At 69.2% G+C, this 23,043-nt stretch carries 24 protein-coding genes and 1 tRNA gene; 18 read left to right on the top strand and 7 right to left on the bottom strand.

All coding sequences use genetic code 11. The features are described from left to right. Nucleotides 1-2 precede the first annotated feature (2 nt). Both Ahu01nite_RS00240 and Ahu01nite_RS00235 read right to left on the bottom strand, forming a co-directional pair. Nucleotides 3-494, bottom strand: coding sequence for a GyrI-like domain-containing protein (locus tag Ahu01nite_RS00240; protein ID WP_203834266.1), 492 nt, complete (start codon nucleotides 492-494; stop codon nucleotides 3-5). A 68-nt stretch (nucleotides 495-562) separates the two neighbouring features. After that, nucleotides 563-1,285, bottom strand: coding sequence for a carbon-nitrogen hydrolase family protein (locus Ahu01nite_RS00235; protein WP_203834265.1), 723 nt, complete (start codon nucleotides 1,283-1,285; stop codon nucleotides 563-565). Between the two features lie 46 nt (nucleotides 1,286-1,331). On the opposite strand from Ahu01nite_RS00235, the gene Ahu01nite_RS00230 reads away from it, so the two are divergent. From Ahu01nite_RS00230 to Ahu01nite_RS00215, 4 genes are read left to right on the top strand one after another with little or no spacing between them, the layout of a single operon-like run. Beyond that, the gene (locus tag Ahu01nite_RS00230) at nucleotides 1,332-1,574 is read left to right on the top strand and encodes a hypothetical protein (RefSeq protein ID WP_203834264.1); all 243 of its coding nucleotides are present in this window, start codon (nucleotides 1,332-1,334) and stop codon (nucleotides 1,572-1,574) included. A gap of 38 nt (nucleotides 1,575-1,612) precedes the next feature. Further along, a complete protein-coding gene (locus Ahu01nite_RS00225; RefSeq protein WP_203834263.1) occupies nucleotides 1,613-1,966 on the top strand; it encodes a hypothetical protein in 354 nt (117 codons plus the stop codon). A gap of 29 nt (nucleotides 1,967-1,995) precedes the next feature. Further along, entirely contained in the window at nucleotides 1,996-4,731 is a 2,736-nt protein-coding gene (locus tag Ahu01nite_RS00220) for a helix-turn-helix transcriptional regulator (protein ID WP_203834262.1), read from the top strand. Between the two features lie 10 nt (nucleotides 4,732-4,741). After that, entirely contained in the window at nucleotides 4,742-5,155 is a 414-nt protein-coding gene (locus Ahu01nite_RS00215; RefSeq protein WP_203834261.1) for a tautomerase family protein, read from the top strand. A 186-nt stretch (nucleotides 5,156-5,341) separates the two neighbouring features. On the opposite strand, the gene Ahu01nite_RS00210 is transcribed toward Ahu01nite_RS00215, so the two are convergent. After that, nucleotides 5,342-6,658, bottom strand: coding sequence for an FAD-dependent monooxygenase (locus Ahu01nite_RS00210; protein ID WP_203834260.1), 1,317 nt, complete (start codon nucleotides 6,656-6,658; stop codon nucleotides 5,342-5,344). Between the two features lie 78 nt (nucleotides 6,659-6,736). On the opposite strand from Ahu01nite_RS00210, the gene Ahu01nite_RS00205 reads away from it, so the two are divergent. Next, nucleotides 6,737-7,369, top strand: a complete 633-nt coding sequence (locus Ahu01nite_RS00205; RefSeq protein WP_203834259.1) for a helix-turn-helix domain-containing protein — start codon at nucleotides 6,737-6,739, stop codon at nucleotides 7,367-7,369. Between the two features lie 9 nt (nucleotides 7,370-7,378). Here Ahu01nite_RS00205 and Ahu01nite_RS00200 read toward each other — a convergent pair whose 3' ends face one another. Next, nucleotides 7,379-7,942, bottom strand: a complete 564-nt coding sequence (locus Ahu01nite_RS00200) for a hypothetical protein (RefSeq protein ID WP_203834258.1) — start codon at nucleotides 7,940-7,942, stop codon at nucleotides 7,379-7,381. Between Ahu01nite_RS00200 and Ahu01nite_RS00195 the strand changes: the two genes are divergently transcribed. The 4 genes from Ahu01nite_RS00195 (at nucleotide 7,931) to Ahu01nite_RS00180 (ending at nucleotide 12,040) form a co-directional block, all read left to right on the top strand. After that, the gene (locus tag Ahu01nite_RS00195; RefSeq protein WP_203834257.1) at nucleotides 7,931-9,196 is read left to right on the top strand and encodes a hypothetical protein; all 1,266 of its coding nucleotides are present in this window, start codon (nucleotides 7,931-7,933) and stop codon (nucleotides 9,194-9,196) included. The two genes, Ahu01nite_RS00200 and Ahu01nite_RS00195, sit on opposite strands and share 12 nt — an antisense overlap. 121 nt (nucleotides 9,197-9,317) lie before the next feature. Then, nucleotides 9,318-9,379, top strand: a tRNA-Ser gene (locus Ahu01nite_RS00190). A gap of 121 nt (nucleotides 9,380-9,500) precedes the next feature. Beyond that, on the top strand, nucleotides 9,501-11,051 hold the full coding sequence (locus tag Ahu01nite_RS00185; protein WP_203834256.1) for a TROVE domain-containing protein: 1,551 nt from the start codon (nucleotides 9,501-9,503) through the stop codon (nucleotides 11,049-11,051). Between the two features lie 71 nt (nucleotides 11,052-11,122). Next, nucleotides 11,123-12,040 carry an NADP-dependent oxidoreductase gene (locus Ahu01nite_RS00180; RefSeq protein ID WP_203834255.1) on the top strand — a complete coding sequence of 306 codons (918 nt, stop codon included), beginning with the start codon at nucleotides 11,123-11,125 and terminating at the stop codon, nucleotides 12,038-12,040. Here the strand turns inward: Ahu01nite_RS00180 and Ahu01nite_RS00175 are convergent. Further along, nucleotides 12,037-12,984: a GlxA family transcriptional regulator gene (locus Ahu01nite_RS00175; RefSeq protein ID WP_239158515.1), complete on the bottom strand. Its 948-nt coding sequence runs from the start codon at nucleotides 12,982-12,984 to the stop codon at nucleotides 12,037-12,039. The genes Ahu01nite_RS00180 and Ahu01nite_RS00175 overlap by 4 nt on opposite strands. A 72-nt stretch (nucleotides 12,985-13,056) precedes the next feature. Between Ahu01nite_RS00175 and Ahu01nite_RS00170 the strand changes: the two genes are divergently transcribed. Beyond that, the gene (locus tag Ahu01nite_RS00170) at nucleotides 13,057-14,265 is read left to right on the top strand and encodes an MFS transporter (protein WP_203834253.1); all 1,209 of its coding nucleotides are present in this window, start codon (nucleotides 13,057-13,059) and stop codon (nucleotides 14,263-14,265) included. 108 nt (nucleotides 14,266-14,373) lie between these two features. Beyond that, the gene (locus Ahu01nite_RS00165) at nucleotides 14,374-14,814 is read left to right on the top strand and encodes a hypothetical protein (protein WP_203834252.1); all 441 of its coding nucleotides are present in this window, start codon (nucleotides 14,374-14,376) and stop codon (nucleotides 14,812-14,814) included. A gap of 6 nt (nucleotides 14,815-14,820) precedes the next feature. Here Ahu01nite_RS00165 and Ahu01nite_RS00160 read toward each other — a convergent pair whose 3' ends face one another. Further along, nucleotides 14,821-15,366, bottom strand: a complete 546-nt coding sequence (locus Ahu01nite_RS00160) for a TetR/AcrR family transcriptional regulator (RefSeq protein ID WP_239158514.1) — start codon at nucleotides 15,364-15,366, stop codon at nucleotides 14,821-14,823. A gap of 68 nt (nucleotides 15,367-15,434) precedes the next feature. Between Ahu01nite_RS00160 and Ahu01nite_RS00155 the strand changes: the two genes are divergently transcribed. The 5 genes from Ahu01nite_RS00155 (at nucleotide 15,435) to Ahu01nite_RS00135 (ending at nucleotide 21,069) form a co-directional block, all read left to right on the top strand. Beyond that, entirely contained in the window at nucleotides 15,435-16,121 is a 687-nt protein-coding gene (locus Ahu01nite_RS00155) for an alpha/beta fold hydrolase (RefSeq protein WP_203834250.1), read from the top strand. A gap of 35 nt (nucleotides 16,122-16,156) precedes the next feature. Beyond that, entirely contained in the window at nucleotides 16,157-17,116 is a 960-nt protein-coding gene (locus tag Ahu01nite_RS00150) for a DUF1152 domain-containing protein (protein ID WP_203834249.1), read from the top strand. Between the two features lie 57 nt (nucleotides 17,117-17,173). Next, on the top strand, nucleotides 17,174-17,572 hold the full coding sequence (locus Ahu01nite_RS00145) for a VOC family protein (RefSeq protein WP_203834248.1): 399 nt from the start codon (nucleotides 17,174-17,176) through the stop codon (nucleotides 17,570-17,572). A 153-nt stretch (nucleotides 17,573-17,725) separates the two neighbouring features. Next, nucleotides 17,726-19,342, top strand: coding sequence for an ABC transporter transmembrane domain-containing protein (locus tag Ahu01nite_RS00140; protein ID WP_203834444.1), 1,617 nt, complete (start codon nucleotides 17,726-17,728; stop codon nucleotides 19,340-19,342). Beyond that, the gene (locus Ahu01nite_RS00135; protein WP_203834247.1) at nucleotides 19,339-21,069 is read left to right on the top strand and encodes an ABC transporter ATP-binding protein; all 1,731 of its coding nucleotides are present in this window, start codon (nucleotides 19,339-19,341) and stop codon (nucleotides 21,067-21,069) included. The genes Ahu01nite_RS00140 and Ahu01nite_RS00135 overlap by 4 nt, the downstream gene beginning before the upstream one ends. On the opposite strand, the gene Ahu01nite_RS00130 is transcribed toward Ahu01nite_RS00135, so the two are convergent. After that, complete coding sequence (locus tag Ahu01nite_RS00130; RefSeq protein WP_203834246.1) at nucleotides 21,066-21,617, bottom strand: TetR/AcrR family transcriptional regulator; 552 nt, start codon at nucleotides 21,615-21,617, stop codon at nucleotides 21,066-21,068. The two genes, Ahu01nite_RS00135 and Ahu01nite_RS00130, sit on opposite strands and share 4 nt — an antisense overlap. Before the next feature lie 86 nt (nucleotides 21,618-21,703). On the opposite strand from Ahu01nite_RS00130, the gene Ahu01nite_RS00125 reads away from it, so the two are divergent. After that, nucleotides 21,704-22,120 carry a nuclear transport factor 2 family protein gene (locus Ahu01nite_RS00125; protein ID WP_203834245.1) on the top strand — a complete coding sequence of 139 codons (417 nt, stop codon included), beginning with the start codon at nucleotides 21,704-21,706 and terminating at the stop codon, nucleotides 22,118-22,120. After that, nucleotides 22,117-22,908 (top strand): Rossmann-fold NAD(P)-binding domain-containing protein, encoded by a 792-nt coding sequence (locus tag Ahu01nite_RS00120; RefSeq protein WP_203834244.1) that lies wholly within the window; start codon nucleotides 22,117-22,119, stop codon nucleotides 22,906-22,908. Before Ahu01nite_RS00125 ends, Ahu01nite_RS00120 begins: the two co-directional genes overlap by 4 nt. Nucleotides 22,909-23,043: the final 135 nt, after the last annotated feature.

The raw sequence follows: 23,043 nt of genomic DNA, 5'->3' as shown, positions 1-23,043 counted from the left end.
GGTCACGTCACCGGGAAGGCGACGTCGAAGACGGCGTCATCGGCAGCGGCGGCCGGGAAATCTGTCCAGTAGATCTCGCGGGGTGCGCGGGCGACGGTGAGGCCGCCGGCCGTGATCCACTTCTCGATGGCCACATACACCTCGCCCAGCGAACCACTGGTGACCTGCGATTTGGTCACCCGGACGAACGCCTCGCGATGTGCCGGGACGCTCCGATCGCCGCCCGACGCGACAGTCGCGCAGACCTCGACGGGGGTCGGGCCGTCGTTCGGGTTGCCCTCGTAGATGGTGACGAAAACCGGCTCGTCCGGGTGAGCGGGCCTTCGCAGGAACGGCCAGTCCGCAGTGCCGAGCAGACCACCCGCCGCCCGCGCACGCTCCGCGACCAGCGCCATCGCGCCCGGCAACCAGGCCTCCAACCCGGCCTGGTCAACCGTCTTCGTCTCCGACACCACGCGCTGCTCAGGCACGTCACGCAACTCAACATCCACCATGATGACCTCCCCCTCGGCGGGCACTCGCGCCGCCGAGACCCACGATGCCGCCTCCCCTAAGGGGAGAGTCAAGTGTCGGCGAAAACCAGGCCAACAACGCCGGTGGGTACCTGGCCGACTGTCTCGCCGGTGGGGTTGAGAAAGCCGGTAGGGCCCAGGCCGATCCGGTCGCTGCCGCGTTCGCCGGTGACGTCGGCGCTGACCAGCCACATGCCAGTTTCACGGGCCCGGCAGGCGCGGATCTCATTGTGGCGATGCTGCCAGTGGAAGGCGCTCTCCCAGCGCATCATGTTCTGTGCCGGGACCAGCAGGACCTGCGCCCCGCGAGCAGCGACCGCGGCTGCCGCCTGCGCGTGCTGGGTGTCAAAACAGATATTGATCCCGAAACGTACGCCGCCATGCTCGAACGTCGGATAGTCGTCGCCGGGGGTGAACACCGCTTCCCCGCTGGTCAAGAACGTCTTGCGATAACGGCCGACGACCTGACCGCCGATGACGACCACCGCCGTGTTGTGGAAGGCGCCGTCTGCACGTTCGATCATGCCCAGCACGAGCATCTGCTCAATTCCGGCCAGTCGAGCCAGCACGGAGTTGCACGCCGATGAGCCGATCTCGAGCGCCTGACCGCGTACATGTTCATCGGTGACGAGGTAGCCCTGCAGGAAGCACTCAGGAAACAGTAGGAGATCGACCCCTGCGATGTCCGCCTCGCTCGCGAAGTCCTGCACGACACGCACAGCGGCGTCCACATCGGCGAGGATCTCCGGCGTCTGACAGGCACCGATTCGCATGGCCCCAAGCTATCCACCCGTTGTCCGCGTGGACAAAGATGAGCGGATGGACGACCGCGAGCTTGTCAGCTACCTGCGTCGATGCAACGAGGCGGACAATCATGCGTTCGCCGAGGTGGCGCACAGGTTCGGTGGAGACGCGCTGCTGGACAGTCATCTGCCGACGCTCGACCTGATCGATCAGCTCGCCCGGGAATGGCAGGCCATGGACTTCGGCGACGACCGTTATCCCGGCCTCACGTACGCGCTCCGCGTGCTCGCGCAGGCCTACCAGCAGCCCCACGCATGACACCGGAAGGACCGGCGGCGATCGCAGATCTCCGGAACGTGGAGCAGATCGATGTCGTTTCGGTCGCCCCAGGCGAGGGTGATTGGGACCGGTGGACAGCCCTGCCGGGCGAGGTGATCGGTACGTGGACGGGCGAGCGCGTTCGCGAAGTGCTCGACCTTGTCGCGGCGCTGCCCGAGGGCGAGCAGATGCGTTGTTTCGTACCCAGGTATGGGATTCGGGTTCGCAGCGAATCCGCTGTCATCGCCGAGGTGGCTTTCTGCTTCCGCTGCCGCAATGCCCTGGTTATCCCGTCGGAGCAGGCCCCTGGCCTGCCGACGTGGTTCACGTTTGATCCGGAGAGTTCGCCCGCTCAGGAGCTCCTGCGGCTCTTTCGTGCCTGCGAGGTGTAAGGCCGCGGGGGTGACCTTATTGTTGCGGGGTGGGGGAGATCGTCGGCCGGGAGCAGGAGCGGGAGCTGCTGCGTGGGGTGCTGGCGACCGCGCGGAGGGGGCGCAGCGCGGTGCTGGTGCTGCACGGCGAGCCCGGTGCGGGGAAGACGGCGTTGCTCGATGACGTGCAGGGCGTGGCGGACGGGTTCGATGTGCTGCGGTTCGACGCCGTGCAGAGCGAGGCAACGTTCGGGTTCGGGGCTCTGCATCAGTTGCTGCGGCCCTATCTGGGTTCGCTTTCGAGTTTGCCGGCGCCGCAGGGGGATGCGCTTGCGGCGGCGTTCGGGCTCCGGGCGTACGCACAGGCTCCTGATCTGTTTTTGATCGGTCTTGCCGCTTTGGGGTTGGTGTCCGCGCGGGCCGGTGATCGGCCGTTGTTGTGTGTGGTGGACGACGCGCAATGGCTCGATCAGGAATCCGCGGCGGTTCTGGCGTTTGTTGCGCGCCGATTGGACGCGGACCCGGTTGCGATGGTTTTCGCACTGCGCGAAAGTGACGCTTTCGACGGGCTTCCCCGGGCCCCGATTGCCGGGCTCGGCCGAGCCGCCGCCGCCGAATTGCTGGAACGCGTCGCCGGAAAGGGCGTGGACGCGCGGGTTCGCGATGCCGTGGCTGCAGCGACGGGCGGGAACCCGCTCGCCCTGATCGAGCTTGCTCGCGAGCTGAGTCCGGCGCAACTGTCCGGCGGTGCGCCTCTGCCGGACCCGATTCCGCCCGGACCGGCTTGGGAAGAGCGTTACCGCGACGCTATCCGTACGCTGCCCGCCGCCACCCGGATCCTGTTGCTCACCGGCGCGGCCGACCCGAGTGGTGACCCGGAAGTGTTGTGGCGCGCGGGAAAAGAGCTGGGTTTCGGCGTCGAGGACGCTGCGCCCGCTGAGGAGCGCAAGCTGGTCGAAATTCGTGCGGCGTTGCGGTTCCGGCATCCGATGATTCGCTCAGCGGCGTACTACCAGGCGCCCCTTGCCGAACGTCAGCGCGTGCATGCTGCGCTCGCCCTGGTCAGCGCGGTGCTCGGCGAACCGGATCGGGAGGCATGGCACCTCGCCGCGGCGACCAGCGATCCGGACGAGGTGGTGGCGGCAACGTTGCAGCGTGCGGCTGACCGTGAGCGGGGGCGCGGCGGGTGGGCGGCGGCTGCTGAGTTGCTGGCCAGGGCGGGGGCGTTGAGTCCCCGGCCGTCGGACCGGACCGTGCGGTTGCTGGTGGCGGCCGAGGCGGCGTGCGTTGCCGGTTCCGCTTCCCGGGCGCAGACGTTGCTTGACTCGCTGCACCCCGTCGGCGGGCCGGAACTGCGGGTGCAGGCCCGGATCCACCGGCTCCGGCGCGAACCCGTTGCCGCGACGACAACGCTGCTCGCCGCCGCAGTGGCGCGGGATTCGAGGGCTGGGCGGGGAGGGCTGGAGCTGCGGGTTGCGCGGGATGCGTTGCTTGAGGCGGTGGTGCAGGCGAAGATCAGCGATCGACTGGCGCCGGCGGGGGCGACCGAGGCCGATGTTGCCAGGGTGGCGCGGTCGTTGCCGTTGCCACGGGGGATGGCGCCGACGGTGGGTGATCTGCTGCTCGATGCGGACACCGCCCTGCACCTGGACGGACTGACGATCGCCGCGCCGTTGCTCAGGCGTGCGATTGTGGCCACCCTGCAGGCTCCGCCGGATGCGCCGGAACTGTTCGCATGGCTGGCGGCGGCCTGCGCGCATGCGACAGTTCTCGCCGATGACGTGGCGCTGCACGAGGCGGCGTTCCGGTTGCGTGACGAGGCGACCAGGCGGGCCGCGGTGATCCCGATGGCGCTGGCGATGAATCACACCGGCGCCGCCGAGCTGTGGGCGGGACGGGTCCGCGAGGCCGAGCACTGCTTCGACCAGCGGGCAGCGCTCGACGGGATGCTCGGGCTGGAACAGGGCGTGGGGGCGATGCTTGTTGCGGCGTGGCGTGGGCAGGGCGGGCTGTCGGTGCGGGTGCGGGCGGAAGCCGTCCGGCAGGGGCAGGGTTATCAGCTGGTCTTCGCCGACTACGCGGACTTCGTGGTGCGGTTGGGGAAAGGTCACTACGCCGATGCGTACGCGATCCTGGGCTCCCACGACTTCAGCACCTCGCAGTTGAAGTTCGCGCTCGCCGACCTGGTCGAAGCGGCAGTGCGCAGCGGAGCCTCGCCGACCGCTCATGTTTCGCTTCTGAGCGAACTGGCCGAAGCCTGTCCAGTTCCGCGCACTCTCGGCGACCTCGCCCGGGCCCGCGCGCTGCTCGCCGATGACGAAGAGCAGTACCGCAGCGCCATCGAACTGCACGAACGGACACGGGGGCCGGCGTCGCGTGCGCGCAGTCATCAGGTGTACGGCGAATGGTTGCGGCGGGCACGCCGGACCAAGGAAGCGCGCACGCATCTGCGGACCGCGTACGAGTTGTTCGAGGAGATGGGCGCCGGTGCTTTCGCTGCGCGGGCCGCTACGGAATTGGCTGCTGCGGGCGTACGGATAAAGGCGGCACGGACCAGCGATCAAGCCGCCGGCCTGACACCTCAGGAAGCGCGAATTGCGCGGCTCGCCGCTGGCGGCGCGACCAACACCGAGATCGCGGCGCAGCTCTACCTGAGCACCAACACGGTCGAATACCACCTGCGGAAGGTGTTCCGGAAACTGGGCGTCTCCTCGCGCCGCAAACTGTATGCGGAACTCGAAGGACTACGGACTTTCCGGGATGGCGAGCCGCACCCGGCGCCCTAGCGTTGCCCCCATGCCGATGATCGACGTGTACGCCACCGAGGGAACGTTCCCGGACGTCAAAAAGCTCGCCCAGGACCTGGCCACCGCGGTCATGACCATTGAACAGGTCCCGCCGATCGCCATGTTCCGCAAGAACACCGCGGCGTTTGTGCACACGCTTCCGGCTGATTCCATCAGCAACGTCGACGGGGACAGCGATTACGTCCGCGTCCAGGTCCTGACGAACGCGGGCGCCCTCGACCGGGAGAAACAGCTCGCGGTGGTCGCCGAACTGACCAGAATCGTCGCCGAGGCGGGTGGGGACGCGCAGCGCACGTGGGTCCTGCTCACCGAGGCTCCGGAGGGCGGCTGGGGTTTGTGGGGCCACGCCCACACCAACGCCGAACTGGTAGCCGCCGCCCGCGCGGAACTCGCCAAGGGCTAACCGCTCCCCAGGCACAAAACGCGGCCAGCACCGACTGGCGGTCGCCCCACGGCCGGTCGCCGGCGCATGAGCCACTTCAATTGCTGATCTGGGAATACCCGGAGGTCGTGCGCGCCCATCTGGTCCCCGGCTACGACCGGACGAGCTGGCGTCCAGCCATCACCTTTGACGACCTGGTCGATCAACTCATCCAGGAAGGCGTCCAGCTCGAATTGCGCTGACCGGTACGGGCTCCGTGCCGTCGGCCGTCCACCACACGTAGCCGTCCGGGCGGATGATCGTTGAGTCCGTCCGGAGGGCGCGGCCGTCGGGCATGTCGGCGGTGGCGACGCGGGTGCCGATGAGCGGATGTGCACCGTCGAGCGGGTAGTGCACGTCAAGGGCGGACAGTCGCCGGGCGAGCGTGAGGGACAGCTCGGTGTGCGTACCGATCAGATTGCTCAGCAGAGCGCGCAGAGCTTGACCGGTCGGGGTTGTCGCGGTGATCAGGGCGGTCTGCGCGAGTGTGTGCTCGGCGACGTCGTGGGCCCACGGCTGGCGTTCGGATTCGTACGTGTCGAGCAGTGACGGCTCTGCGCGATTCTGCACGACTGCGGCCAGTTTCCAGCCGAGGTTCATGGCGTCCTGCAGTCCCAGGTTCAGGCCGACGCCGCCCGCGGGGAAGTGCATGTGCGCGGCGTCGCCGGCCAGCAGCACGCGGTCCTTGCGGTACTGCGCGGCGACCCGGGTCGCGTTGCCGAACCTGCTCAGCCACGCCGGGTCGTGCAGCCCGAAGTCGGTCCCGGCGATCCGCTGGGTTGTCGCAGCCAGCTCGTCGAGCGTGACCTCGCGACGCGCGCCGGCCTGGTCCTGCGGGTCGAAACCGGTGAACCGCAGCAGACCCCCGGGCAACGGCGCCACGATCAACGCGCCCTTGTCGTTATGGACACCGAAGCCGGGTGCCGGGCGTGCAGAAGCGTGCACATCACCGAGGTACGCCCACGTGTCCGCGTCCGTTCCCGGGAAGCCGATCCCGGCCGCTTTGCGCACGGTACTGCCCGCGCCGTCGGCCCCGACCACCCAGCTCGAACGCCACGTCCGGTTCCCGGTCTCGACGCGGACGTCGGTGGCGGTCTGGGAAACACCGGTCACGGCCTCGCCGCGTACGATCCGCGCGCCGAGTTCCAGCGCCCGCTCGCGCAGGATCGTCTCGGTGCGGTCCTGCGGAAACGCCAGCAGGAACGGGTACGGCGTGTCGAGCCTGGTCAGATCCAGCCGCTGCTCGAGGAAACCGAAATGCCAGGCCGGCACGCGTACGCCATGGGCCAGGAACGGCCCGATCAGGCCGCGCATGGCCAGCTGTTCCAGGGTACGGGCGTGCAGCCCGAGCGCCTTCGGATGGGCCGACGGTTCGGGCGCCCGTTCGAGCACCACGGTTCCGACCCCGGCCAGCCGGAGTTCGGCGGCGAGCAGCAGACCGACCGGCCCTGCCCCCACGATGATGACGTCGCTTTCCGTGTTCACACCTGGCGACGCTACGGCCGCCGCACCGCCCGGTCATTGATCGAACGCGACGGATTCTTCATCACGTACGCTCCCCTCATGCCGACCGTGGCGGAAGCACTCGCACATGCGCCGTTGTCCCTTGTCGACGATCCCGAGGGCGCCCGGAACGTCGTCGGGCTGCGGCTGCACGCCGACGCGGTTGCCCCGTCGTTCACGCTGCTCGGCCTACACAGGCAGTTACGCCACCTGGCCGGCGACTACGGTCCGCGCTCGGTTGACCTGCCCGGCCCGGTTTCCGATGTGCGCGGCTGGGCCAACGCGTTCGGCGCCAAAGTGCGCGCGGGCCGTCCGTCGGCATTGCTGCGACTGCCCGCGGGTGTCCTTTCCGAACAGGTCGGCGGCGTCAAACGCTCAACCCTGGCGCGGCAGATCCGCGACGCATTGAGCGAACGTCTAGGCGCCGAGGCGATCACGTTGAGCGATATTGCGCGAACGATCGCCGTGCATCCGCGTACCGTGCAGAGAAGCCTGCTCGACGAAGGCCTGGCCTTCGCCGAGATCCTGGATTGTGTCCGCCGCGAGCGCGCCCACCACCTGCTCACCACAACCACCATGCCACTCACCACGATCAGCGCGCTCCTGGACTTCGCCGAGCCCGCGGTCCTCAGCCGCTGCGCCCGCCGCTGGTGGGGCCGAACCCCGTCCCAGATCCGGGCCGGCGGCTCCTGAAGAGCGTGATCAGCTGGTCTGCTGCGCGGCGGCCCAGGCCTGCCAGCCGGTGAGCCAGTCATCGTTGGCCGTGACCCGGGCGCGGACGGCCGAGCTGCTGGCCGAAAGACCGTAGGCCGACCGCCGCTGCCAGGCCTCCTGCGCGGACTGGCTGCGCAGCTTGGTACGCAGCTCGGTGCCGTAGAACAGCACCTCGTTGGTGGCCCGCCGCCGCAGATCGTCGTCGGTGCGGAACCACGCAGCCTCGTGATAGAGCGTCGCGAGCTGGGACATCGTGCTGCTCACGGCCTGGCTGGCCACCGTTTCCGCCTGCCCGCTCAGATCCATCTGACGCTGCACGGCGGCCTGCCACAGCCCGGACCAGGCTGCGGGCAACGCCGGCTCAGGACCGCCATCGGCGAGCCATTCTGCCTGCTCAGCGGCGTTGCTCAGCACCGCTTCGGCCAGCGCCCGATGTGGCTCCTGGCGCGGGACATCCGGCTCGATGGACTCCTCGCGCTGGTTCGCTCCGCTGACCGCCATCGCCGCCTCCTCGTCATCCAGGACCGTGGGACAGTCCCAGTGTCGCAGCATCAGCAAAGCACCGCCGACAAGCGGCCGGCCGATACCGTGATCGCCATGGGTCTGCGGGTATTCACGGGACTGCTCGATCGCTCATTCGCGCGCATCGCGGAACTGTCCGCCGATGGCCGTTTCTTCGACCGCACCGAGGTCGCCGAGATCGCGGACGTCTGGGACAACAACACCGTTCCCCTGTTTCAGGCCGCGCTTGCCCGGTCTGCCCGGATTCGTGACCGGCACGCCGCGGAAGCCCTGCAGTGGATGGCAGACCTGGGACCGTCACGCCGCGCCTGGATGATCCGGCATGGCGGTCAACCCCTGGCGGCCCTGCTCGGACCGGCATCACCCGATTCCCCTTACTACCGTGACTCTCTGGGCCGGATCCGTTTCAGCTCGGCGCCGCTGACCGTCGCGGCCGTAACGAGCCTCACCCAGGACTACCGCCTGGACCAGGCCACACTTCGCACCGTACGGGTAGAGCGCGCCGGAACCACGCTCGATGGCTACCTCGCTGTCCAGACAACGACGGACGCCGTGGTGCAGCTGTACCTTCGCGACATTCAAGACGTACGTTTCGACAGCTCTGACACAACCGGCATCGTCCTCGCCGTAGACGACACGGGTGTCGAGATCCGGATCGGTGATCGCGGGCTGATCCGTTGCGGAGGAGCCGTGCTCGGATTGGACGACGACGCGTGGCATCTGACGCACGCGGGCCGGGCCGCCGACGCGATCACCCCCGCGCGGGAGCCGAAGGCGCCGAAGCCACGCGTGAAGGAAAAACCGGTGGGCACGGCCGCGTACGTCCTCCATGAAGTGATGCTGCAAATCCGCACGGTGCGTTACGCGAAGCAGGTCGGCAAGGTCCCGATCCGCGAATACTGCGAGGCGTTCGCGGGCGCGGGCGACGCCATTCTCAGCGCGGCCACCCGGCCCTGGTGGTCGCGTGATGCCGCATTCGGGAGACTGACCGACGAATGGCTCGCGGCAAGCCCGCACCTGACGAACCACATGGCGAAACGCTACGAATTCGGCACGCCGACCGCACTCCCGGCCGAGCCCGTTCCACCGGATCGCGGTGTGCTCACGCTGGCGAGCTGGACGGCGTCGCAGGCGATCGTCAACTACGCGCTCGACGACGGCAGCTGGCGGCTCTGGTCCGCCGACTTCGAGCAGCCGGAGCGGATGGTCCTGGAGACCTCGGACTTCGAGTACGTCAGCCGCCTGCCGGAAAACTCGGGCGACATCGGGAAGCTACGTTGCTAACTTCGTTCCTGCACCTCCCGGTGCGACGCGGGACGGCTACTTCATTGCATGGAAATCAATGCCGTCCTGCTCTTTGATCTCGGGAGGGGCAACAACTTCAGATGCGGTGGGTGCCCGGTGCGCAGGCAGCGGTTACTTCCACTCTTAATGGACAGGTCCCGGGTTCGAGTCCCGGTGCCGGCACTGCATGCCGGCATAGCTCAGGGGATAGAGCAGTTACGTTCCGAGGCCGACTTCGATCTCGGGCACCCCGCACTGAAGAATTGTTGCTCTCTTCCGGTCCGCGGAAGGAGTTCTTCTCGTCATGGCAAAGTTCAACACGACTACGGCGAAGCCCGCCGCGACCGGCCCGATCACCAGCGCCGGCCCCGCCGTCACCTATGAGGGCGCCGCCGGAGTCGCCCGCGGCGCTGAATCGGAACTCTTTCTTCTCGCCGTTGCCAACATGGTCGGTGAAGACACGTTCTATGAGGCCGCCCGGGACCGTGACACCCGTTACGCGCAACTGGTCCGCCAGGTGGCGATCGCCGATCCGGAATGGATCGCCGGGTTTCTCACCTGGCTGCGCAGCCGTGCGAACATGCGCACCGCGTCCCTTGTCGGGGCGGCCGAGGCGACCCGTGCCCTGCTCGCCGCGGGAAAGCCGGGCGGCCGTCAACTGATCAATTCTGTGCTGCTGCGTGCCGACGAGCCCGGCGAAATGCTCGCCTACTGGACGGGCAAATACGGCCGCGCGATCCCGAAGCCGGTCAAGCGCGGCATCGTCGACGCGGTTCAGCGCCTCTATACCGAGTTTTCCCTGCTCAAGTACGACACGGCGGCGCACGGATTCCGTTTCGCCGACGTCATCGACCTGACCCACCCGACCGCGGCCGCGGATTCGCCGTGGCAGGGCGACCTGTTCAAGGTGGCGCTCGATCGCCGGCACAAGCGCGACACGGCATTGCCCGCGTCGCTGCCGATGCTTGCCCGCAACGCGGAGCTGCGTGCGCGGATTGCCGGGGATCCGTCGGCGTTGCTCGACGCCGACGCGCTGAAGACCGCCGGAATGACGTGGGAGGACGCTCTCTCGCTGGCGGGTGCTCAGGTGGACAAGGCAGCGATGTGGAGCGCGCTCATTCCGAGCATGGGGTACGCCGCGCTGCTGCGGAACCTGCGCAACTTCGATCAGGCCCAGGTGCCGGACGACGTCGCCGCTGCGGTCGCCGCACGACTGTCCAACGTGGATCAGGTACGCCGCTCGCGTCAGTTCCCGTTCCGCTTCCTTGCCGCCTACAGGGCAGCACCGTCGCTGCGGTGGGGTCACGCTCTCGACAAGGCGCTCAACCTGTCGCTGAGCAACGTGCCGAAGCTGCCGGGACGCACCCTGGTCCTGGTGGACCGGTCCGGCTCGATGTTCGACACGATGTCGGCGCGCTCGGAGCTGACCCGCGCCGACGCCGCGGCGGTCTTCGGTGCGGCGCTGGCGGCGCGCAACCCGGGCCAGGTCGATCTGGTGCAATTCGGCACCCGCTCCCACTCCATCGACGTACGCCCGGGGGAGTCCCTGCTGCGCGTGATCGACCGCTTCAGCAACCTCGGCGGCACGCAGACCCGCACGGCGGTCCGCAAGTGGTACGCCGGCCACGACCGCGTCCTGATCGTCACCGACGAGCAGGCCTGGGCGGGCGACGGTGACCCGGGCTCGGCGATCCCGCCGCGCACCCCGCTCTACACCTGGAACCTCGCCGGATACCAGGCGGGACACGGCGCGACCGGCCCCTACCGGTACACGTTCGGCGGCCTCACGGACGCCGCGTTCCGCATGGTGCCGCTGCTGGAATCGGGCCAGAACGGCACCTGGCCCTGGGAGTAAGGGGTCCCGCCGATGTACGCTCGTCTCAACTCCAACGATTGCGTTGGAAATGAGTCAAGGGGGGTACGCGGGTGAGAGCAATCGGATTCATCGAGTTCGGGGGCCCGGAGGTGCTCGGCGTCCACGACCTTCCCGATCCGCACCCGGGCCCCGGCGAGGTCCGGGTGCGGGTGCGGGCGGCGGCCGTCAACCCGACCGACATCTCCCAGCGCACCGGCCTGCTCGGGGCCGGCGACGGGCCCCCGCCGCACATCCCCGGCACGGAAGCGGCCGGCGTGATCGACGAGCTCGGCGAGGGCAGCACCTGGCAGCTCGGCGACGAGGTCATGGCTCTGGCCATCCCGATGTCCGAGCATGGCGGCGCGTACGTCGAATACCTCATCGCCCCGGACGACTCCATCGCCCGCATACCCGCGGGAACGTCGTTCGAGCAGGCCTCGACCCTGCCCATGAACGGCCTCACCGCGACCCAGATCCTGGAACTCGTCGCGTTGAAACCCGGGCAGAGCATCGCCGTGACCGGAGCCGCGGGAATGGTCGGCACCTACCTGATCCAGCTCGCCAAGAAGCAGGGCCTGACCGTGGTCGCGGACGCGGCACTCGAAGACATGACCGTCAGGCCGGACCACTTCATTGAACGCGGGGACGACGCTGCGGCCCGGATCCGCGCCATTTTCCCCGACGGCGTGGATGCCGTAGCCGACACCGCGCTGTTGCACGACAAGGTGCTATCCGCCGTACGCGACGGTGGTGTGTTCGTCTCCCTGCGCCGCTGGAAAGGCGAGCCCACCCGGGGCATCCTTTACGAGGCCGCCTGGGTCTACAACGACTACCACTCGCAGGGGAAACTCGACGCATTGCGCCGGGCCGTTGAAGCCGGCGAACTGACCCCACGGGTAGCGGACATACTTCCCGCCGACAAAGCCGCAGAAGCACACCGCCGGGTCGAGGCAGGCGGATTCCGCGGCCGCATCATTCTGAAATTCTAAAAAGAGGCCCGGAACGTACGCCGATAGGCGCCGGGCGTGGTCTGCAACGCGTGACGGAAACGGCGGCGCAGGTTCACCGCGGACGAAAGACCGACCCGCTCGGCGATCGTCTCGACCGGCAGATCGGTTTCCTCCAACAGCGCGCGGGTGCTCGCGATCCGCCGGTCGAGCAGCCACCGGCCCGGCGATGTGCCGAGCTGTTCGGCGAAATAGCGGCTGAGGGTGCGCGGTGAGACGCCGGCCCTGGCGGACATGGCCTCGATGGTGAGCGGGGTGTGCAGGTTCGCCGCGATCCAGTCGAGCAGCGGAGCGATCGAATCGGGCACCGGACCGGTTGTCGGCAGTGAAGGAAACTGTCGCTGATGACCCTCGCGGTGTGGCGCGGCGGACAGTTGTCGTCCGATCCGCATGGCCAGCGCGGCGCCGTGGTCACGCCGCACCTGATTGAGGCACAGGTCGATGGTGGTGGCCGAGGCGCCGGCGGTCGCAACATCGCCGTGGTCGGCGTACAGAATCGTCGCATCGGCCTGGATCTTCGGGTATTGCCGCCCGAGCGCACCGGTGAGCTCCCAATGGACCGCGGCGACGCGCCCGTCGAGCAGTCCCAAGCTGGCCGGAACGTAGACACCCGAACAGACAGCGACAATCCGCGCGCCACGGGAATGAGCGTTTCTGACCGCATCGCCGACCGCCGCGGACACTTCCGGTCCGGGACACCAACCCGCGATCAGGACGGTGTCGGCCTCGGCGAGCGCCTCCAGGCCGTCGTTCACCACGATGTCAAAGCCCATGGTGGTACGGATGGAGCCCGGCCGTTCGGTGCACAGCTGGAACCCGTACCGGTGGGCGATGTCCGGGCCGTGATAGCCGAACACCGCCGACGCACAGGTCACCGGATACATCTCCAGCGTCGGCCCGACGAGGGCGACCACGCGTTCACGCATGGCAGGAATGTACCCAGCCATGTCCGGCGGGGCGCCTGCGGGCGGTCGATGCGCCGACCAGAATTGCTGATCATGCAGTCCGCTCTCGCCACCCGTCCCACGCTCTGGACCAGGGACTTCACCCTGTATTTCGCGGCCCGCGCGGTCTCGCTGCTCGGCGACGCCATGATGCCGGTGGCCACCGCGCTGGCCGTCGGCGCGGTCTACGGCGTTTCCGGCGTCGGGTACGTTCTTGCCGTCTGGACGACACCGTTCGTCCTGCTCATCGTGTTCGGTGGAGTGTTCGCCGACCGGATCGGCGCCCGCACGATGATGGTCGGCGCCGACCTGGTCCGGGTGGTCACCCAGACGGTCGTCGCGGTCGCCTTCTTCACCGGAACGCCGCCGCTGTGGCTGCTTCTGCTCACGTCAGCGCTGGCCGGCACAGCCGCCGCGATGTTCCAGCCCGGCGTGAACGGCATGGTCCCCCTGGTAGCCAAGGACCCCCAGCGCGCCAACGGCACCCTGAAGATCGGCGACGCCGCCACGCAGCTGGGCGGCCCCGTCCTCGCGGGGCTGATGATGGCGCTCACCGGCCCCGGCACGGTCTACACGTTCGACGCGGCAACGTTTCTGGCCAGCGCGACCTGCCTGGCCCTGCTCCGGTACGCCCCGATCGTCATACCCCGCGACCACACCGCCACGGTGCTGCGGGACCTACGCCGAGGCTGGACGGAATTCCGCTCCCGTACGTGGATGTGGTCGGTGATCGTGATCTGGGTGTTCTTCGGCCTGATCGTGTTCGGCCCGCTCATCCCGCTCGGCTCCCAGCAGATCGGCGACCGCCTCGGCGAGGCCGCGTACGGCTGGTCAATGGCCGCCATGGGCACCGGCACGGTCTTCGGCGGCCTCATCGCGATCCGCTTCCGCCCCGCCCACCCCTTGGCCGCGGGGGCGATCGCGCTGACCGGTTTCATCTGCCTGCCCCTGTCGATCGCGCTCGCCCTGCCACTGCCCGGTCTGATGGCCGGCCATCTGATCGGCGGTACGGCCTGGGCATTCTGGTCGGTGATGTGGTCCACCAGCGTCCAGACCCAGGTCGCCCCGGACGTCCTCAACCGTGTGACGGCCTACGAGGTAGCGGGCTCGGTCTCCGGCCTCGCGGTCGGCCAGGCCCTGGTAGGCCCGGTGTCCTCGATCGTCGCCCCACGCGACCTCCTCTTCCTCGCCACCGCCGTCACCGCCGCGGTCTGCGCATCGCTGCTGCTCATCACCCCGATCCGCCGCCTCCACCGCGCCTGACCCGGCGCCCGGATCACGGCCGCCGATCCGCGCCCGCCGGCACAGCCACGCGGTGACGGACGGGCCGAAAGGCATCTGCGGTCGTTGCCCGCCGGTACAGTCACGCGGGTGACCGGCGGGCCGTGGGACACCTACGACCGCGACAGGCTGCGGGCCGGCTGGTCCTACCCGGTCGGGCGGACGATCGTCGAAGCGTCACTGCATGCCGCCGGGGTTCATCTGCTGTCGCTGGACTTCAGGATGCACGGCGGCCCCGCGCCCGATCCGATCCTGCTGAAGGCCACCCGATACCGGGATCTCGGTAACACGTACTACCGGCCCCGCGGAACTCCCGAGCGTTCGCGCTGCGTGTTCGCGATCCACGCCGTGCCGAGCGGGGTCCGCGCCGACGCACACGCCGTGCTCACCACCGGAGGTGGGCTGGATCGCGCGTGCGCATGGCTCGCCGCCACCGAGTCCGCGGACCCGACGTGGCTCTACAAGTCGCACAGCTGGACGGCTCAGTTGCTCAACGGCGCCATGCACGAGACGGCAGAGGCAACCGGCTGAGCGCCCTCACTGCACGAATGTGTTCAGGAAGTCAGCGAAGGCTTTGTTCGTACGGACACTGTCGCCCGTGGCGTCGAGGTCCATGAGTAGTCCGCGGATGACCGCGAGGACGAGAGTGGCGCGTTCGGGTTGATCGATGCTGCGCAGGCCTTCCTCGAGCGGCCCGAGCCAGTCAGTCGTCGCGGCCCGGCGGAAATCGGGTAACAGTTGCTGTGCTGCACCGTCGCGCCACTGGCCGAACATGCGGAGATAGGGCTGGCCTTCGGGGCCGGTCATGAACGTCCAGGCGTTGGCGAGCGTGACCGGATAGGGCTGACCGGGCTGGCCGCGCAGCAGGTCACCGAACATGGTGAGCTGGCGTTGCCGGGCGTGGGCGAGCACGGCGCGTAACAGGATGTCGCGGGTGGCGAAGTGGTAGATCAGCATGCGGGTCGAGGTGCCCGTGGCGGTGGCGAGCGGTTCGAGCTTGTCGGGAAGGCCGTGGGCAAGGGCGTGGTCGGTGCACGCGTCGAGCAGGCGTTGCTTGATCTCGGGTTGTGGTCGCCGGCCCATCACCGCACTTTTTCACGTAACTGCAAGTACGTCTACCGTTGAACGAAACGGCGGATGTGGAGGTCACGATGAGGGTTGTGTTTGTGCACGGGGCCTGCGTACGGGATGGGGCGTGGTGGTGGCACCGCGTGGCCGGGCTCTTGCAGGAAGAGAGCGTGACGCCGGGGCTGCCGAGCTGTGGGGAGGCTGGTGTGCCGGGAGGTGCCGGTGGGCCGGGGCTGGCCGAGGATGTCGCCGCGGTGCGCCAGGTGCTGGCGGACAGTGACGAGCCGACGGTCGTGGTTGCGCACAGTTATGGAGGCATTGTCACGGCGGCGGCTGCTTCGGGCGTACCCTCCGTGCGGCATTTGTTGTTGATCTCCAGTTATCTGCCGGAGGTGGGGCAGAGCCTGTCCGATTTCGGGGATGGCGGCCCGGCTCCGTTCCTGGACGTCGATCCCGTGGCCGGGACGTTCGGGGTTCGGCCGGAGCTGCTGGTGGACACTTTCCTGCAGGATTGCGACACAAACGTGCAGTCGCAGGCAGCGGATCATCTCGCGCGGCAGAGCGTGCAGGTGACCGGCCAGCCCGTCGGAGCCGCGGCCTGGCACGACATCCCCACGACCTATCTCGTGTGCGCGCAGGATCTGGGCACGCCCGCGCGCCTGCAACGCGAGTTCGCCCAGCGCGCCGGCCGGGTCGTCGAGCTCGACGCGGGCCACCACCCGTTCCTGTCCCAGCCCGCCGCGGTCCGGGATCTGGTGCTGTCCTTGTAGTTTGGCCTTGTAATTTGGCCTTGTAGTTTGGCCCAGTGCCAGGATCCTTGATCGTTCCACCGCTGTTCGCCGCCCTCGCCCCGGCACGCAACATCCTGATCGCCGGTGCGGGCGGCGGATTCGACGTGTACGCCGGACTGCCGCTCGCCCTCGCCCTGTCCGGCAACGGCGCGCACGTGCACCTCGCGAGCCTGTCCTTCTCCGAACTCGTCCTGCTCGACCGCGCCGACTGGATCGCGGAGAACGTCGCCGCGGTCACCCCCGACACGACCAGCACCGACTGGTATTTCCCCGAACGAACACTCGCCCGCTGGCTGGCATCCAAAAACCTGCCTTCCACGGTGTACGCGTTCCCGCCGCTGGGCGTCGAACGGCTACGCGACGCCTACCGCCACCTGATCGAAACGCTGCACATCGATGCGGTGGTCCTCGTCGACGGCGGCACCGACATCCTCCTGCGCGGCGACGAGAGCAACCTTGGCACACCCGTCGAGGACATCACCAGCCTCGCCGCGGTCGCCGGCCTCGACGTCCCGGTAAAACTGGTCACCAGCCTGGGTTTCGGCATCGACGCCCACGACGGCGTCAACCACGTCGAGGTCCTGGAGAACCTCGCCGCCCTCGACCGGGACGGCGGCTACCTCGGCGCCCTGTCCATCCCGGGCAACAGCCGCGAGGCCGAGCTCTATCGGGAAGCGGTCGCCCACGCCCAGGCCGCGACCCCGGACCGCCCGAGCATCGTCCACGGGCAGATCGCCGCGGCCACCGCCGGCGCCTTCGGAGACATCAACTTCACCCGGCGTACCCACGGCAGCACTTTGTTCGTCAACCCGCTGATGGCCATGTACTTCACGGTCGACCTGGACAAACTCGCCGCCCGCTGCCTGTACATCGACCGCATCGAGAACACGTGGGGCCGCCCCCAGGTCACCCGCCGCATCACCGCCTTCCGCGAGGGGATCTCACCCCGCATCCCGCGCCAGTATCCCCATTGACCTCAAGGAGGGTTCAGTGAGGACAGTGGTCGCCGGCCACGAGAATGGAGCTGGTTGATGATTGACCCTGCGGCGCCGATTCGCATTGCGCGGCCCAGTCGCGACCTTGCGGCAGCCGAGCGGTTCTATGTCCAGGGGCTCGGACTGCATGTCCTTTATAGAGCGCTCGCCGAGAACGCCGACGAGCACGACCTGGTCATGCTGGGCTGGCCACAGGCGGCGTGGCATCTGGAACTGGTTGGCGGCCCCCACCTGACCGCTCCGCCCACGCCCACGGCCGAGGATCGGCTGGTGATCTACCTGGCCGGGCCGGTGGACGAATCACTGATCGCCCGTCTGGAGGAGTACGGCGGCCGCAGGGTTTCCCAAGGTCAGTACTGGGATCGATGGGGTGTCACCGTGGCGGATCCCGACGGGTACCGCCTGGTCCTGTCCACCCGGTCGTGGACCAGCTGATCAGTACGGAGCCGACGCCTCGGAGCGAGATGATGGAGATCGATCTCCGGGGTAGGCTTCTGCATGGTCGCGACGTACCCTCAGCCCCGGCTCAGTGACATCCGTACGCCCGGCCGGTATCTCCTGTGGCTGGCGCGTTGTCAGCCCGCACGGATTGTGGCGGGGGCGTTCCTCGGCACCACCTGGATGATCGGGCTGATCGTTCCGCCGTGGCTGCTGTCCGAGGCGGTCGATCAGGGCCTCATCCCCGGCGACTACGGGCGGCTGGTCGAATGGGTTGCCGCTCTGGTCGGCGTGGGCGTGCTCACCGCGTACCTGTCGATCATGCGGCATCGGACCATGACCCGGGTCCGGATGGATGGCGCCTTTCGCACCGTGACGGCGGTCAACCGGCATGCCACCGTGCTCGGGGCGACCCTGGCGCGGCAGGTGACCAGTGGTGAGGTGGTCACGATCGGGATCGGTGATGTCGGGGCGGTTGCCGGGGCGTTGACGATGACGGGGCCGGGTTTCGGGGCCCTGGTCGCGTACGCGGTCGTCGCGGTTCTGCTCTTCATGATCTCGCCGCTGCTGGCGGTCATCGTCCTGGCCGGCGTGCCCATCCTGGCGGGCGTGGTCGGGCCGCTGCTCAGACGGCTGAACCACACCGGGGCCGCGTACCGGCAGCAGCAGGGTGTCACGACCGCGCAGATCGTCGACGTCGTTACCGGGTTGCGTGTGCTCAGCGGGCTCGGCGGCAAGGACGTCTTCGCGCGGCGCTATCGGGCCGGGTCGGCCGTGCTGCGGGACGAGGGGTACCGCCTCGGCGCGGTGTCCAGCTGGATCGCGGCGTGTGGCGTCGGGCTGCCTGCGGTATTTCTCGCGGTCGTGACGTGGATCGCGGCGCGGATGGCCGCGCAGGGGACGATCCAGCCGGGCGAGCTGGTGGCCGTCTACGGGTACGCCGGGCTTCTGGTCATCCCGGTGTTCCAGTTCATCGAAGCCGGCGAGTCGCTCAGCCGGGCGCTGGTGGCGGCGAACCGCATCGTGCGTTTTCTCAATCTGACAGCGGATCGTACGGCGGGCACCGGCACAGCGCCGCCCGATCCGTCGGAGCTGCACGACCCGGAGTCCGGTGCCCGGATCGCGCCGGGGGAGTTCGTGGCACTCGTCGCCGCGCGCACGGCCGAGCCCGCTGCCGTCATCGAGCGCCTCGGCGGATTCGCGAGGTCGGAGGCGACCTGGGGTGGCGTGCGGCTCGACGCGATCGACGGCGAGGAACTCCGGCGCCGGATCGTGGTCGCGGACAACGACGCGTACCTGTTCGCCGGGGTCTTCAGGGATGTCCTGGGTGGATCTGATGATGATCGTGTGATGGCCGCGGTGGACGCCGCGGCGGCGCGCGATGTGGTGGAGGGCCTGCACGATGGGCTGGACGCGCGGATCCGTGGCCAGGCCGTGAACCTTTCCGGCGGTCAACGGCAGCGGGTACGCCTGGTCCGCGCCCTGCTCGCCGATCCGGAGATACTGCTCGCGGTGGAACCGACGTCGGCCGTCGACGCGCACACCGAGGCCGCGATGATCGACGGGCTGCGACGTGCCCGGTCGGGTCGCACCACCGTGGTCACGACGACGTCGCCGCTGGTCCTCGGGCGGGTCGACCGGGTGGTGTTCCTGGTCGACGGCGTGGTCGCCGCTGCCGGGACGCACACCGATCTGCTTGCCGGCCACTCCGGCTATCGCACCGTGGTGGCGCGTACCGCCGGCGAGGCCACGGAGGTGCTGCGATGACGATGCCGGTCGCCGATTCCCGTCAGGTGTGGCGCGCCGCCGGCCGGTTGGTCAGGCTGGAGCGTGGTCCGGTCGCCGTCGTGCTCGCGCTGAACGGGCTCGCCGCGAGCGCCGGTCTGGCCGGGCCGTGGTTGCTCGGGCGGATGCTCAACGCCATCACCGGCGCGCACGACACCGCGCAACGGCACGCCGCGGTCGGCACCGTCGACCGGATAGCCATCGTGATTCTCGTGATGGCGGTCGTGTCGATGGTGCTCACCCGCTACGCACGGCTGGTGGCGTTCCGGTTCGGCGAGCGGACCGCGGCACGGGTCCGCGAGCAGTTTCTCGACCGTACGCTCGCGTTGCCCGCTGTCGCCGTCGAGCAGGCATCGGCCGGCGATCTGACCGCACGCGCCACCACCGACGTCTCGACCGTCGCCTCCACGCTGCGCGATGCCATGCCGGACGTCCTGATCTCGCTGGTGCAGGTGCTGGTCATCGTCGTCGCGGTAGTGCTGCTGGATCCGATTCTCGGAGCGTGTGGCGTCATCAGCCTCGCCGGCACCTGGGTGGCCGCCCGCTGGTATCTGCGGCGTGCCCGTGCGGCCTACCTCGACGAGGGTGCGGCCGGCTCGATTCTCGCCGAGGAGCTGACCGCGACCGCCGAGGGAGCCCGGACGGTGGAGACACTGTCGCTGGCACGGCGCCGGATCGCCGCCGTCGACGAGGCGGTCGCCGGGTCACGGCGGGCACGGCTGCGGACGCTCGGGCTGCGTACCGTGCTGTATCCGGCAGTTGACATCTCCGCCATCCTCCCGGTCGCAGCGGTGCTGCTGATCGGTGGCGCTTTCTATCATCGATCCGATATCGGTACGGTCGTCGCGGCCGCGCTCTATGTGCGCCAACTGATCGCGCCACTGGAAGTCGTGCTGATGTGGATCGAGGACCTGCAGAGCAGCAGCGCCTCGTTCGCGCGCGTCGAGGGTCTCGCCGATCTCGCCGAGCCCGGTCCGGTGACGGATGCCGAACCGGCCGACGATCGCATCGCCGTCACGGACGTCCGGTACGCCTACGACCAGGGCCGGGACGTGCTGCACGGCATCGACCTCACAGTACGGCCCGGTGAGCGGCTGGCGGTCGTCGGCGCGTCCGGCGCGGGAAAGTCGACGCTCGGGCGCCTGCTTGCCGGCGTCGACCGGCCGCGTACCGGTGCGGTGACCGTCGGCGGCGTGCCGATCGCGGACCTGAGGCCCGAACGGCTGCGGGAGCAGGTCGTCCTCGTGACGCAGGAGTACCACGTCTTCCACGACTCGATCCGTGGCAATTTGCTCATCGCACGCCCCGAGGCGACCGATGCGCACCTGCGCGCGGCCCTCGACACGGTCGGAGCGCACTGGGCCGGCGACCTCGACACCCTGGTCGGAGGTGACGCGCAGAAGCTCGACGGCGCGCAGGCACAGCAGCTCGCGCTGGCCCGGGTCATCCTCGCCGACCCGCACACGGTCATCCTGGACGAGGCGACCGCGTTGCTGGACCCGGCGTCGGCACGTCACACCGAGCACGCGCTCGCCGCGGTGCTCGACGGCCGTACCGTCATCGCGATCGCCCACCGCCTCCAGACCGCCCACGACGCCGACCGGGTCGCCGTGATGGACGCCGGCACGGTGACCGAGCTGGGCACCCACGACGAACTCGTCGCAGCCGGCGGCACGTACGCGGCCCTATGGCGCTCCTGGCACCACTAACGCTGCTTCCCGTCCCGGAACACGCTCCGCACCAGATCCTGCAGCCCGGCGTGGACGTCCGTGTCCGGCCGGCCGCGCAGGTGTTCGACCAGGTCACTGCGTACCGCGGCGAGCAGCGCGTGCGCCAGGAATCCGGCGGGTGCGTCCGCCCGAGCGGCGGCGATGAGCCCGGCCAGCTCGGCGTGCCACCAGTCATAACCCGCATTGGTGTACGGGCTGCCGTGCCCCGCCCGCTCGAACGCCAGCCCGAGCACCCGGTGGCGCTCCTTGAACCGCCACGTCCGGGTCAGCAGCTCCAGGGCGCGTTCCGCGGGATCTCCGTCATCGCCGACCGGTCGCGCGGCGAACTCCTGCGCCGACCGCTGTTCGTAGAGCGCCCGCACCAGCCCGAGCCGGTCGCCGAAGCCCCGGAACAGGGTGCCTTTGCCGACCCCGGCAGCCGCCGCGACGGCATCCATGGACACCTCATCGGGGTCGTTCGCGGCGTCGAACAGGCGCCCCGCCGCGGCCAGCACGATCTCCCGGTTGCGTGCCTTGTCAGCCCGCACAGCAGCGCCCCCTCAACAAAACGGACCGTCAGTCCGCTACAGTGAAAGCGGACCGGCAGTCCGCAGTCTAACTTCCAGGAGGAACCATGTCCGACAGCCCCACGCAAGTGCTGCGGCGCGCGCTCGACCACCTGCTCGCCCACGACATGGCGGCGTTCATCGCGCTCTACGCGGACGATGCCGTCATGGAGTTCCCGTTTGCCCCGCCCGCCCGGCCGCAGCGCCCGGACGGCCGGCCCGCGGTCGAGGCGTACCTCGCCGGCTACACCGATCTTCTCGACATCCAGCGCATCCACGACGTCGAGGTGCACGAGACCACCGACCCGGCCGTCATCATTGGGGAGTTCGCCGCCAGCGGGCTGGTTGTCGCGACCGGCGAGCCCTACACCGCGCGCTACATCGCCGTCCTGACGATCGTCGACGGCCGCATCCGGCGCTACCGGGACTACTGGAACCCCCTCGCCCTGGGCGACATCCCGGTGGGAATGGGCGTGGCGGCATGACCGTACTGGTCCTCGGCGCGAGCGGCACCACCGGCAGCCGGCTCGCGCGGCAACTGATCGAGCACGACATTCCCGTACGCCGTGCCGGCCGCTCGCCGTCCGCCGACGTCCGCTTCGACTGGACCGACCCGGTCACCTTCGCCCCGGCGGTCCGCGAGGTCCACGCGGTCTACCTGGTCGCGCCGCTGGGCGTGGCCGACCCGGAACCGATCATGACCCCGTTCCTGGTGGAGGCCCAGCGCGCCGGCGTGCAACGGGTCGCCCTGCTCAGCTCGTCGGCGATCCCGGTGGGCGGCATCGGTGCCCGGCTGGCGGACTTCGTACCCGGCTGGACGATCCTGCGCCCGACCTGGTTCGCCACAAACTTCACCGGCGACCACCTGCACGCCCGGTCCGCGCGCGCCGAAGGAGAGATCGTCAGCGCCACCGAGGACGGCCGGGTGCCGTTCATCGACCCGGATGACATCGCCGCCGTCGCCCGGCACGTCCTCACCGGCCTCGAAGCACCCCGCCGCGACCTTGTCCTCACCGGCCCCGAGCCACTCACTTTCGACGACGTCGCGGCCGAGCTCACCACGCACACCGGCCGGGACGTCCGTCACCGGCGGATCTCCGTCACGGACCTGTCCGCCCGCCTTCAGCAGGACGGCATACCGGCGCCGTTCGCGGACCTGCTCGCCGGCATGGACGCCGCGATCGCGCAGGGGGCCGAGGACCGGACGACAAGCGTGGTCGAGGAGATCACCGGCCGGCCACCGCGCTCGTTCAGGAGCTTCCTGACCCGCTGAGGCGGGCGGCGCCCTAGGTATACCTAGATGGTCAAGCGCCCGTCCTAAACCACGCTGACCAGCGAAGATAGGCAGACGCTTCCGATGTGACCCCCACCCCTCGCGGCAGAGGATCAATACATCACCTGCTGACGA

The sequence above is a fragment of the Winogradskya humida genome (genome assembly GCF_016862215.1).
GTDB lineage: Bacteria > Actinomycetota > Actinomycetes > Mycobacteriales > Micromonosporaceae > Actinoplanes > Actinoplanes humidus.
The sequence above is the reverse complement of the archived record's forward strand: the minus strand, read 5'-3'. Positions and strand labels throughout refer to the sequence as shown.